The 11,634-nt window shown below is 70.1% G+C and carries 10 protein-coding genes and 1 tRNA gene; 5 read left to right on the top strand and 6 right to left on the bottom strand.

Annotated features, from left to right (window positions below; genetic code table 11):
* A complete protein-coding gene (locus ACZ3IJ_RS16865) occupies window positions 1-1,062 on the top strand; it encodes an ABC transporter ATP-binding protein (protein WP_467468834.1) in 1,062 nt (353 codons plus the stop codon).
* Entirely contained in the window at window positions 1,059-1,775 is a 717-nt protein-coding gene (locus ACZ3IJ_RS16860; protein WP_352186344.1) for an ABC transporter ATP-binding protein, read from the top strand. Before ACZ3IJ_RS16865 ends, ACZ3IJ_RS16860 begins: the two co-directional genes overlap by 4 nt.
* A gap of 107 nt (window positions 1,776-1,882) precedes the next feature.
* On the opposite strand, the gene ACZ3IJ_RS16855 is transcribed toward ACZ3IJ_RS16860, so the two are convergent.
* Window positions 1,883-2,539 carry an ANTAR domain-containing response regulator gene (locus tag ACZ3IJ_RS16855; RefSeq protein WP_361432797.1) on the bottom strand — a complete coding sequence of 219 codons (657 nt, stop codon included), beginning with the start codon at window positions 2,537-2,539 and terminating at the stop codon, window positions 1,883-1,885.
* Window positions 2,540-2,637: 98 nt separating this feature from the next.
* On the opposite strand from ACZ3IJ_RS16855, the gene ACZ3IJ_RS16850 reads away from it, so the two are divergent.
* Both ACZ3IJ_RS16850 and ACZ3IJ_RS16845 read left to right on the top strand, forming a co-directional pair.
* Window positions 2,638-2,712 (top strand) — tRNA-Leu (locus ACZ3IJ_RS16850).
* A gap of 110 nt (window positions 2,713-2,822) precedes the next feature.
* Window positions 2,823-3,605 (top strand): transcriptional regulator, encoded by a 783-nt coding sequence (locus ACZ3IJ_RS16845; RefSeq protein WP_467468831.1) that lies wholly within the window; start codon window positions 2,823-2,825, stop codon window positions 3,603-3,605.
* On the opposite strand, the gene ACZ3IJ_RS16840 is transcribed toward ACZ3IJ_RS16845, so the two are convergent.
* The 3 genes from ACZ3IJ_RS16840 to ACZ3IJ_RS16830 form a co-directional block, all read right to left on the bottom strand.
* Window positions 3,606-4,559 (bottom strand): DUF4331 family protein, encoded by a 954-nt coding sequence (locus ACZ3IJ_RS16840; protein ID WP_467468829.1) that lies wholly within the window; start codon window positions 4,557-4,559, stop codon window positions 3,606-3,608.
* Window positions 4,560-4,613: 54 nt separating this feature from the next.
* The gene (gene pyk, locus ACZ3IJ_RS16835) at window positions 4,614-6,050 is read right to left on the bottom strand and encodes a pyruvate kinase (protein ID WP_467468827.1); all 1,437 of its coding nucleotides are present in this window, start codon (window positions 6,048-6,050) and stop codon (window positions 4,614-4,616) included.
* Between the two features lie 134 nt (window positions 6,051-6,184).
* Window positions 6,185-6,856 carry an SIMPL domain-containing protein gene (locus ACZ3IJ_RS16830; protein ID WP_467468825.1) on the bottom strand — a complete coding sequence of 224 codons (672 nt, stop codon included), beginning with the start codon at window positions 6,854-6,856 and terminating at the stop codon, window positions 6,185-6,187.
* Window positions 6,857-6,990: 134 nt separating this feature from the next.
* Between ACZ3IJ_RS16830 and ACZ3IJ_RS16825 the strand changes: the two genes are divergently transcribed.
* Window positions 6,991-8,790 carry a bifunctional metallophosphatase/5'-nucleotidase gene (locus tag ACZ3IJ_RS16825; RefSeq protein WP_467468823.1) on the top strand — a complete coding sequence of 600 codons (1,800 nt, stop codon included), beginning with the start codon at window positions 6,991-6,993 and terminating at the stop codon, window positions 8,788-8,790.
* Between the two features lie 5 nt (window positions 8,791-8,795).
* Here ACZ3IJ_RS16825 and ACZ3IJ_RS16820 read toward each other — a convergent pair whose 3' ends face one another.
* Both ACZ3IJ_RS16820 and ACZ3IJ_RS16815 read right to left on the bottom strand, forming a co-directional pair.
* Window positions 8,796-10,208 carry a lysine N(6)-hydroxylase/L-ornithine N(5)-oxygenase family protein gene (locus tag ACZ3IJ_RS16820; RefSeq protein WP_467468821.1) on the bottom strand — a complete coding sequence of 471 codons (1,413 nt, stop codon included), beginning with the start codon at window positions 10,206-10,208 and terminating at the stop codon, window positions 8,796-8,798.
* Entirely contained in the window at window positions 10,205-11,605 is a 1,401-nt protein-coding gene (locus tag ACZ3IJ_RS16815) for a pyridoxal phosphate-dependent decarboxylase family protein (RefSeq protein ID WP_467468819.1), read from the bottom strand. The genes ACZ3IJ_RS16820 and ACZ3IJ_RS16815 overlap by 4 nt, the downstream gene beginning before the upstream one ends.
* Window positions 11,606-11,634: the final 29 nt, after the last annotated feature.

Raw genomic sequence — 11,634 nt, 5'->3', positions numbered from 1 at the left:
ATGACGACCATCACCACGACGAAGGACGCCGCTCCGGCGGTCCCGGACCGCGAGCCCGTGCTCGACGCCCGCGGAGTCACGATGCGCTTCGGCGGCCTCACCGCCGTCCGCGACGTCAACCTCACCGTCAACAGCGGGGAGATCGTCGGTCTCATCGGCCCCAACGGTGCCGGCAAGACCACGTTCTTCAACTGCCTCACCGGCCTCTACATCCCCACCGAGGGCGAGGTCCGCTACAAGGGCAACGTCCTGCCGCCGAAGTCCTTCAAGGTCACCGACGCAGGCATCGCCCGTACCTTCCAGAACATCCGGCTGTTCAGCAACATGACCGTCCTGGAGAACGTCCTGGTCGGCCGCCACACCCGGATGAAGCAGGGCCTCTGGTCCGCCCTGCTGCGCCTTCCCGGCTTCAAGAAGGCCGAGAACGAGGCCGAGACGCGAGCCCTCGAACTCCTGGAGTTCATCGGCCTGAAGCACAAGGCCGACCACCTCGCGAAGAACCTCCCCTACGGTGAGCAGCGCAAGCTCGAGATCGCCCGCGCGCTCGCGAGCGACCCCGGCCTCATCCTCCTGGACGAGCCGACGGCCGGCATGAACCCGCAGGAGACCCGGGCCGCCGAGGAACTCATCTTCGCCATCCGGGACATGGGCGTCGCCGTGCTCGTCATCGAGCACGACATGCGCTTCATCTTCAACCTCTGCGACCGGGTCGCCGTACTCGTCCAGGGCGAGAAGCTCCTGGAGGGCGACAGCCAGACCGTCCAGAGCGACGAGCGGGTCATCGCCGCCTACCTGGGCGAGCCCTTCGAGGGCGCGCCCGGCGAGGAAGAGGTGGCCGAGGTCGAGGCGGCGGAGGCCGCCGCGGAGGAGGCCGCCGCCGAGGAAGCCACCTCGGAGGAGGCGACCGACACGGACGCCGACCCCGAGCCCTCCGACGCGGACGCCGAGCCTGCCGACGCCGACGAGGCCTCCGAGGCCGCCGACGACGCCACGGACAGCACAGAGACCGCGGCCGAGGACACCCCGAAGGCCACCGGTTCGGGCAAGGAGAACGACGCATGACCGCACTGCTCGAGGTCGAGGACCTGCGCGTCGCCTACGGCAAGATCGAGGCCGTCAAGGGCATCTCGTTCTCCGTCGAGGCCGGCGAGGTCGTCACCCTGATCGGCACCAACGGCGCCGGCAAGACGACCACCCTGCGCACCCTCTCCGGACTGCTCAAGCCCGTCGGCGGCCAGATCAAGTTCGAGGGCAAGTCGCTCCGGAAGACGCCCGCGCACAAGATCGTCTCCCTCGGCCTGGCCCACTCCCCCGAGGGACGGCACATCTTCCCCCGGATGACGATCGAGGAGAACCTCCTCCTCGGCGCCTTCCTCCGCAAGGACACCGCGGGCATCGCCAAGGACGTCCAGCGCGCCTACGACCTCTTCCCGATCCTCGGGGAGCGGCGCAAGCAGGCCGCGGGCACCCTCTCCGGCGGCGAGCAGCAGATGCTCGCCATGGGCCGTGCCCTCATGTCCCAGCCCAAGCTGCTCATGCTCGACGAGCCCTCCATGGGGCTCTCGCCGATCATGATGCAGAAGATCATGGCGACCATCGCCGAGCTCAAGGCCCAGGGCACCACCATCCTGCTCGTCGAGCAGAACGCCCAGGCCGCCCTCGCCCTGGCCGACCACGGTCACGTCATGGAGATCGGCAAGGTCGTCCTGTCCGGCACCGGCCGGGACCTGCTCCACGACGAGTCCGTGCGCAAGGCGTACCTCGGCGAGGACTGATCCGGCGGCACCATCGCACCGAGAACGAGGAGGCCCGCCCCACAGCGTTGTGGGGCGGGCCTCCTTCTCGTAGCCGTACCCGTACGCGTACGCGTACGGCTAGGGCGTCACTGCTGGCCCTTGGCCGCCTTCTTCTCCTCGGCGTCCTCGATGACCGCCTCGGCGACCTGCTGCATCGACATGCGCCGGTCCATCGACGTCTTCTGGATCCAGCGGAAGGCGGCGGGCTCGGTGAGGCCGTACTGCGTCTGCAGGATGCTCTTCGCCCGGTCCACCAGCTTGCGCGTCTCCAGCCGCTGGGAGAGGTCGGCGACCTCCTTCTCCAGCGCCCGCAGCTCCGCGAAGCGGGACACGGCCATCTCGATCGCCGGGACGACGTCGCTCTTGCTGAACGGCTTCACCAGGTACGCCATGGCGCCGGCGTCCCGCGCCCGCTCCACGAGGTCGCGCTGGGAGAAGGCGGTGAGCATCAGGACGGGGGCGATGGACTCCCCGGCGATCTTCTCGGCGGCGGAGATGCCGTCGAGGACGGGCATCTTCACGTCCAGGATGACGAGGTCGGGCCGGTGCTCCCGGGCGAGCTCGACGGCCCGGGCGCCGTCGCCGGCCTCGCCGACGACCGAGTAGCCCTCTTCCTCGAGCATCTCTTTGAGGTCGAGGCGGATGAGGGCCTCGTCCTCGGCGATGACGACGCGGGTCGTCAGCGGCGGGACGTGCGACACGTCGGCGTCGTCGGCGGGCTGGGGCGACTCGGGGGCGGTCACGGGGGCTCCTCGTTGCGGGGCAAAGCTGCTCCCCATGAGCCTACCTAGCTGCGGTAAGGTGGTGATCCGCAGGGCTCTTCCAGCCCTACCTTTCTAAGGCCCCAGTACTCCAACTGGTCAGAGAGGCCGCTCTCAAACAGCGGACAGTGTGGGTTCGAATCCCACCTGGGGCACTTTTCCTTCGATTCCAAGGTTGAGCCGCGCGAGGCGGTCTTCCACTCACGTCGGTGAACACACCCGCGAAAGCATGCAGGCGATCATGGGCGCGACGACCATCGCATTCATGTACGACCTTGAGACACGCCAGCACACCCTGGCTCTGCTCGCCGATGGGCGGAGCCTCGACTCCGTCAGCAAGCAGACGGGCGTCTCCCGAGCCGCCATGCGCGCCTGGAAGACTCGACTTGAGCCCTCACCGCGCATGAGCGGACAGTCGGCTCCTTGCCCGAGATGCTGTCCGTCGCCGGGGGTACCCGACGACACGATCGCGTACTCCTACCTGCTCGGGCTCTACGTGGGCGACGGCTGCATCAGCGATCACCCCCGGGGCGGCCACTTCTTACGCATCGCCTGCGCGGACGCCTGGCCCGGCCTGATCGAGCAGTGTCGCGAGGCGATCAGGGCCGTCCGGCCCGAGGGAAGCGTCTGCGTCCTGCAGAAGCAGGGGTGCGTGATGGTCACCAGCTACGGGCGGCACTGGACCTGCCTCTTCCCCCAGCACGGCCCTGGCAAGAAACACGAGCGGCACATCGCTCTCGAACCCTGGCAGCAGCAGATCGTCGACACCCACCCGTGGGCGTTCATCCGGGGACTCATCCACTCTGACGGCTGCCGAATCGTCAACTGGACCGAGAAGATCATCGGCGGACGGATGAAGCGGTACGAGTGCCCCCGCTACTTCTTCACCAACTCGTCCGCCGACATCATCGGGCTCCTCACCGACGCCCTCGATCTCGTCGGCGTCGAGTGGAAGTCCGCCAACCAGTCACGTAGCGCGCAGAACATCTCCATCGCGCGCAAGGCCTCCGTCGCCCTCATGGATCTGCACGTGGGCGTCAAGCACTGATCAGTGCGGCGTCCCCAGGTACGGGAAGTGCGGGAGCAGGTCCTTGTGGGGGCCGATGTGGTCCGAGGTGACCTTGCCGCCCGAGATCATCGCCAGCCGGGCCGAGGTGACGTCGTCCGTGAGCGTGCGCCCGTTGGGGTAGGCGGCGGGCTTGCTCCGGTCGTAGCGCAGCACGTCGGGGAGGACCGTGCGGAGCGCCTCCTCCGCCGCCTCGGGGGTGTAGCCGCCGGTGTGGGCGAGGGCCGCCTTCCAGGGTTCGAGGTAGGTCGCCCAGTCGTCGGCCGGTTCCCCTTCGTTGTAGGCGTCCTTGGCCTCCTCCGCGTTCAGGTACGCGGTGAGGGAGGGATGGGCTCCGCGGTCGACGGACTTCAGTTCGCCGTCGGCGTGGAGGCTGACGCGGGCCCAGACTCCGATCCGGGGGTCGTCGCCGAGCGCCGCGTCGGGCATTTCGAGGGCGATGCCGAAGACGTTCTTGTCGGCGCCCCAGTCCGTCCCGGTCCACGTGAAGTCGGCGACGATGCCGTCGAGGTCGGCGAAGAAGGGGTCGCTGCGCAGTCCGGCGGAGACCTTGTAGCCGTCCGCCTCGGTCACGGACAGCTCGCGGCCGAAGGAGACGGGGACGTCGGTGAAGAGCGGCGTGCCGGCGGCCTCGTGGGCGCGGGCCTCGACGCCGGTGGCGCGGTGGAGGGCGAGGGTCTGCTCGCCGTCGTCCGCGGGGTCGGAGAAGGTGAAGCTGAAGGCGATGTCGGCCTGGTTGTCGCCGTCGGTGTCGACGTTGACGCGGTAGACCGCGTCGGGGTGGAACGCGGTGCCCCCGGTGGGCGCGATCGGGTTGACGTTCATGATGAGAACGGTTCGCCCGCCGGGAACGGTGAAGGCGAAGAGGTCGGTCAGGTCCAGGCGGGCATCGCCCATCGGGGAACGCAGATGGGGTCCGCTGAGGTGGTGTGACATGGCGTCACCTTGGCGCTCGGACAGAGGTGTCGGGGCGCAACGGGGCCGCCGTGGTCACTCCTTCGGGCTGTCGTCCTCGCCGATGTGGTGGACACGGACGAGGTTGGTGGAGCCGGGGACTCCGGGCGGGGAGCCGGCGGTGATGACGACGATGTCGCCCTTCCGGCACCGGCCGATGCGCAGGAGTTCCTCGTCGACCTGGGCGACCATCGCGTCGGTGGAGTCGACGTGTGGGCCGAGGAAGGTCTCGACGCCCCAGGTGAGGTTGAGCTGGGAGCGGGTGGCGGGGTCGGGTGTGAAGGCGAGCAGCGGGATGGGCGAGCGGTAGCGGGAGAGGCGCTTGACGGTGTCGCCGGACTGGGTGAAGGCGACGAGGAACTTGGCGCCGAGGAAGTCGCCCATCTCTGCGGCGGCGCGGGCGACCGCTCCGCCCTGGGTACGGGGCTTGTTCCGCTCGGTCAGCGGCGGCAGGCCCTTGGCGAGCACGTCCTCCTCCGCGGCCTCGACGATCCGGCCCATGGTGCGGACGGTCTCGACGGGGTACTTGCCGACGCTGGTCTCGCCGGAGAGCATCACGGCGTCGGTGCCGTCGATGACGGCGTTGGCCACGTCGCTGGCCTCGGCGCGGGTCGGCCGGGAGTTGTCGATCATCGAGTCGAGCATCTGGGTGGCGACGATGACCGGCTTGGCGTTGCGCTTGGCGAGCTTGATGGCGCGCTTCTGGACGATCGGGACCTGTTCGAGGGGCATCTCGACGCCCAGGTCGCCGCGGGCGACCATGATGCCGTCGAAGGCGGCGACGATGTCGTCGATGTTCTCGACGGCCTGGGGCTTCTCGATCTTGGCGATGACGGGGAGGCGGCGTCCCTCCTCGTCCATGATGCGGTGGACGTCCTCGATGTCGCGGCCGCTGCGGACGAAGGAGAGGGCGATGACGTCCGCTCCGGTGCGCAGCGCCCAGCGGAGGTCGTCGACGTCCTTCTCGGAGAGGGCGGGGACGGAGACGGCGACTCCGGGCAGGTTGAGGCCCTTGTTGTCGGAGACCATTCCGCCCTCGACGACGCGGGTGTGGACGCGGGGTGCGTCGACGGAGGTGACTTCGAGGGTGACGCGGCCGTCGTCGACGAGGATGCGCTCACCGGCGGTGACGTCGGCGGCGAGGCCGTCGTAGGTGGTGCCGCAGATGTGGCGGTCGCCCTCAGTCGGCTCGACGGTGATGGTGAAGTCGTCACCGCGTTCAAGGAGTACGGGTCCTTCACGGAACCGGCCGAGGCGAATCTTCGGACCTTGAAGGTCGGCGAGGACTCCGATGCTGCGGCCGGTCTCGTCGGAGGCTTTCCGTACGTGCTGGTAGCGCTCCTCGTGTTCGGCGTAGCCGCCGTGGCTGAGGTTGAAGCGGGCGACGTCCATTCCGGCCTCGACCAGTGCCTTGATCTGGTCGTACGAGTCGGTGGCGGGCCCCAGGGTGCAAACGATTTTCGCTCGGCGCATGGTTCGACCCTAGGGCTTACCGGCGGGTAGTCGAGAGGCCGGGCATGTCTGTTCAACAACCTTTGCATGAAAGGTTATTGACAAGTCTTGAATCTGTGCGGGCGGGTGCTCCGATGAGCGTTTCGGGGGTGGTCCTAGAGGGCCGGAGGGGCCATCGTGAAGCGGGCGGTCACCTCGGCGGTGACCGTCTGGAGCTGGGGTTCCAGGTCCAGCGGAGGAGGCGCGTCGGAGGCGTCGGCCGCGAACGCCATGCGCATGCCGCCCACTGCCGGCGGGGGCGCGACCAGGCCCGTGTCCGAGAGTTCCAGGAGGGCGGCGAGGGAGGTGCCGAGGGCCTCCGCGTACGCGCGGGCGCGCGAGACCGCCTCTCGCACCGCCGTGCGCCGGGCCTCCGCGTAGGACGGGGAGTCGGGGCGCAGCGCCCACCAGGGGCCGTCGACCCGGGTCAGTTCGAGATCGGCGAGGCGGGTGGTGAGCTCGCCGAGGGCGGTGAAGTCGGTCAGTTCCACGGTGAGATGGACACGGCCCTGGTAGGCGCGGATCCGCTCGCCTCGACCGTGCCGGCCCGGCTCGGGGGTGATGGAGAAGGAACCGGTCTCCAGTTTCTCGACGGCGTCGCCGTAGGACTTCACGAGGTCGAGGGCGAGCGTGTTGCGCCGGGTGAGGTCGGAGAGGGTCGCCGCCCGGTCGGTGCCGCGGGCGCTGACCGTCACCCCGATACGGGCGACTTCCGGATCGACGTCGAGTCGGGCCTCCCCGCGGACAGCCACCTGCGGTGCCTCCGGGGTCGGGTGTGGGGTCGTCACGTCGGGCTCCCTCGTACGGGCGGTGGCTGCGATCCCGAACACTTTCCCACTCCGTGACCCGAAAACTCTGTCGCCGGAGGGACGGGTGGGCCAGAATCTACGCGCGTTGTGCACCATCGGACCAAGGAGAACACATGCCGCTGAACCGCCGGACGTTCCTGGAGAGCTCCGTCGCCGTCGGAGCCGGAGCCGCCCTCACCACGGGGGTCGCCGCCGCCCCGGCCCAGGCCCGCGGACCGCGTCCCGAGCCGGCCAAGCGGTACTCCTTCACCGTGATGGGCACCACCGACCTGCACGGCAACGTATTCAACTGGGACTACTTCACCGACAAGGAGTTCGACGACAAGGCGCACAACGACGTGGGTCTCGCGAAGATCTCCACCCTCGTCGACCAGGTGCGCGAGGCCAAGGGGCGGTGCAACACGCTCCTCATCGACGCCGGCGACACGATCCAGGGCACCCAGCTGTCGTACTACTACGCCAAGGTCGACCCGATCACCGCCCGTCGCGGTCCCGTACACCCGATGGCGCAGGCGATGAACGCGATCGGATACGACGCCGCCGCGCTCGGCAACCACGAGTTCAACTACGGCATACCGGTGCTGCGGAAGTTCGAGGAGCAGTGCGACTTCCCGCTGCTCGGCGCCAACGCGCTCGACGCGAAGACGCTGAGGCCGGCATTCCCGCCGTACAGCATGCACCGGCTGCGCACCCCGCACGGCCGGGACGTGAAGGTCGCGGTCCTCGGTCTGACCAACCCGGGCATCGCGATCTGGGACAAGGCCAACGTCAGCGGCAAGATGGTCTTCCCTGGCCTGGAGGAGCAGGCGGCGAAGTGGGTGCCGAAGCTGCGCTCGATGGGCGCGGACGTCGTGGTGGTGTCGGCGCACAGCGGTTCCAGCGGCACGTCCTCGTACGGCGACCAGCTCCCCCACGTCGAGAACGCGGCCGGGCTCGTCGCCGAGCAGGTCGCCGGCATCGACGCGATCCTCGTCGGCCACGCCCACACCGAGATCCCCGAGTACCGGGTGAGGAACAAGGAGACCGGCAAGGACGTCGTGCTGTCCGAGCCGCTCAAGTGGGGTCAGCGCCTGACCCTCTTCGACTTCGACCTGGTGTGGGAGAAGGGCCGGTGGACCGTCGAGAAGATCGGCGCCCAGGTGCTGAACTCCAACACCGTGGAGGAGGACCCGGAGATCGTCGGCCTGCTCGCCGACGAGCACAAGAAGGTCGTCGCGTACGTCAACCAGATCATCGGCACCTCCAGCGCGACGATGGCCACGGCCGACGCGCCGTGGAAGGACGAGCCGATCATCGATCTGATCAACCACGTGCAGGCGGAGACGGTGAAGGAGGCGCTGGCGGGCGGCGCGTACGGGGCCCTGCCGGTCCTGTCGCAGGCGTCCTGCTTCTCCCGTACGGCGGCGATCCCGGCCGGTCAGGTCACCATCCGTGACGCGGCCGGGCTCTACGTCTTCGAGAACACCCTGGAGGCGCGTCTGCTCACGGGTGCCCAGGTCAAGGACTACCTGGAGTTCTCGGCGCGGTACTACGTGCAGACCCCGGCGGGCGCGCCCGTGGACACGGCGAAGCTGACGAACGCGGACGGCACGCCGGACTACAACTACGACGCCGTGTACGGCGTGACGTACGAGATCGACATCGCCAGGCCGGCCGGCTCGCGGATCGTGAACCTGTCCTTCGGCGGGAAGCCGATCGACCCGGCCGCGCAGTTCGTCCTCGCCGTGAACAACTACCGGGCCAGCGGCGGCGGCGCCTTCCCGCACGTCGCCAAGGCCCAGCAGCTGTGGGCCAACTCGGACGAGATCCGCAACACCATCATCCAGTGGGTGAAGGCGAAGGGATCGATCGACCCGGGCCAGTTCGCGTCGGTGGACTGGAAGCTGACCCGGGACGGTGTTCCCGTCTTCTAGGCGGTTCAGCTCTGTGTGAGAGGCGTCATCGCCTGGCCCTGCGCCGGGATGCGTGGCGCCTCTCTCCGTTCCAGGCCGAAGCTGGTGAAGGCGGTGCGGCGCGGCAGCGGGTACGGCTCCTTGCCGGTGAGCGAGTTGAGGATGGTGGCGCTGCGCCAGGCGGCGAGTCCGAGGTCGGGGGCGCCGACGCCGTGGGTGTGCTTCTCGGCGTTCTGTACGTAGACGGAGCCGGTGACGGAGGAGTCGAGGACGAGCCGGAAGTCGTCGTCGATCCTGGCCCGGCCGGCGGAGTCGTGGCGCAGATACGGGTCGAGCCCGGCGAGCATCCGGTCGACGGGGCGTTCGCGGTAGCCGGTCGCGAGGACGACGGCGTCGGTGGTGAGCCGGGAACGGGTCGACTGCTGCAGGTGCTCCAGATGGAGTTCGACCTTGGTGGTGGCGACGCGGCCGGCGGTGCGGACGCGGACCCCCGGGGTGAGGACGGCGTCGGGCCACCCGCCGTGGAGGGTGCGCCGGTACAGCTCGTCGTGGATGGCGGCGATGGTGTCGGCGTCGATGCCCTTGTGCAACTGCCACTGACGCGGGACGAGTTCGTTGCGGGTCTGTTCGGGCAGGGCGTGGAAGTAGCGGGTGTAGTCGGGGGTGAAGTGCTCCAGGCCGAGCTTGGAGTACTCCATGGGTGCGAAGGCCTCGGTCCGGGCCAGCCAGTGGATCTTCTCGGCTCCAGCGGGCCTGGCGCGCAGCAGGTCGAGGAAGATCTCGGCGCCGGACTGGCCGGATCCGATGACCGTGACGTGCTCGGCCGCGAGGAGCCGCTCGCGGTGCTCCAGGTAGTCGGCCGAGTGGAGGACGGGCACGTGCGGGGCGTCGGCCAGCGGCTTCAGGGGCTCGGGTACGTACGGTTCGGTGCCGACGCCCAGGACGACGTTGCGGCTGTACACGCGGCCCAGCGCCTCGGCCTCGCCGTCCTTGTCCAGCTGGGTGAAGTCCACCTCGAACAGGGCGCGTTCGGGGTTCCAGCGGACGGCGTCGACCTGGTGGCCGAAGTGCAGGCCGGAGAGCTGGGCGCTGACCCAGCGGCAGTAGGCGTCGTACTCGGCGCGCTGGATGTGGAACTTCTCGGCGAAGTAGAAGGGGAAGAGCCGGTCGCGGGAGCGGAGGTAGTTGAGGAACGACCAGGGGCTGGCGGGGTCGGCGAGGGTCACCAGGTCGGCGAGGAAGGGGACTTGGAGGCTGGCGCCCTCGATGAGGAGGCCGGGGTGCCAGTGGAAGGCGGGGTTCTGGTCGAAGAACGCGGTGGCGAGACCGCCGGGGACGCCCTGGGCGAGCGCGGCGAGGGAGAGGTTGAAGGGGCCGATACCGATGCCCACCAGGTCATGGGGGTGGTCGAGGTCGCGCTGGGGGGTGCTGCCGGTCATCGGTCGGTGCTGCCTTCCACGAGGTCCAGGATGTCTTGGAGGTCGCCGGGGGTGGCGTGGGGGTTGAGCAGGGTGGCCTTGAGCCAGAGCCGGCCGTCCGCGCGGGCCCGGCCGAGGACCGCCCGTCCCCCGTCGAGGAGGGCGCGGCGGATCGCGGCGACGGTGGTGTCGTCGGCGCCGGCGGGCCGGAACAGCACGGTGGTCAGGGCCGGGCGCTCGTACAGCTCCAGGTCCGGGCTCTTCTCGACGAGGTCGGCGAGCTGCTGGCCGAGGTCGCAGACCCGGTCGACGAGCGCGCCCATGCCGTCCCTGCCGAGGGCGCGCAGGGTGACGGCGATCTTGAGGATGTCGGGTCGGCGGGTCGTGCGCAGGGAGCGTCCGAGGAGGTCGGGGAGTCCGGCCTCGGTGTCGTCGGCCGCGTTGAGGTAGTCGGCGGTGTGGGAGAGGACCGTGAGGTCTCGCCCGTCCCGTACGGCGAGGAGTCCGGCGGCGGCCGGCTGCCAGCCCAGCTTGTGCAGGTCGAGGGTGACGGTGCGGGCGCGGTCGAGGCCGGCGAGGAGCGGGTGGCGGGTGTCGCTGAAGAGAAGGGGGCCGCCGTAGGCGGCGTCGACGTGCAGCTCGGCGCCGTGGGCGTCGCAGAGGTCGGCGATCTGCGGGAGGGGGTCGATGCGGCCGGTGTCGGTGGTCCCCGCGGTCGCGGCGACGAGGAGGGGGCCGTGGAGGTCGGTGAGCGCCTCGTCGAGGGCCACGGGGTCGAGGGTGCCGTTGGGGGTGGGCACGGTCACCGGTTCGGGGAGGCCGAGGAGCCAGGCGGCGCGGCGGAAGGAGTGGTGGGCGTTCGCGCCGACGACGCTCTGGACGCTGTGGCCCGGGCCGTGGCGCTCGCGGGCGAGGAGGAGCGCGAGCTGGTTGGACTCGGTGCCGCCCGTGGTGACGAGGGCGTCGGGACCGGGTCCGGTGCCGTCGGGTCCCGCGGGGTAGACCGCCGCGGCCAGGGCTTCGGTGACCAGGGCTTCCAGGGCGGAGGCGGCGGGGGCCTGGTCCCAGGAGTCCATGGACGGGTTGAGCACGGACGCGGCGAGGTCGGCGGCGGCGGCGAGCCCGAGGGGCGGCGTGTGGAGGTGGGCGGCGCAGAGGGGATGAGCGGGGTCCGCGGCCCCCTCGGCGAGCGCGCGGGTGAGCGTGCGGAGGGTCTCGGTGGGGTCGGTGCCGTGCGCGGGGAGCGGGTCTCCCAGTGCCTCCCGGACGCGGGCGGTGACCTCGTCCGGGCCGCCGGAGGGGATCGGACCGCCGCGCGCGGTCGCGCCCGCGCGGAGTGCGTCGAGGACCGTGTCCAGGAGGGGGCGCAGGGCGTCGGTGTCCGTCGCGGCGAGGGGTGGGGCGGGGTCGGCACGCATGGGCACGAGCCTGCCGGGGGTTCTGGGGG

The sequence above is a fragment of the Streptomyces sp. NPDC013317 genome (assembly GCF_055563155.1).
This window is presented reverse-complemented; position numbering and strand designations above follow the sequence as displayed.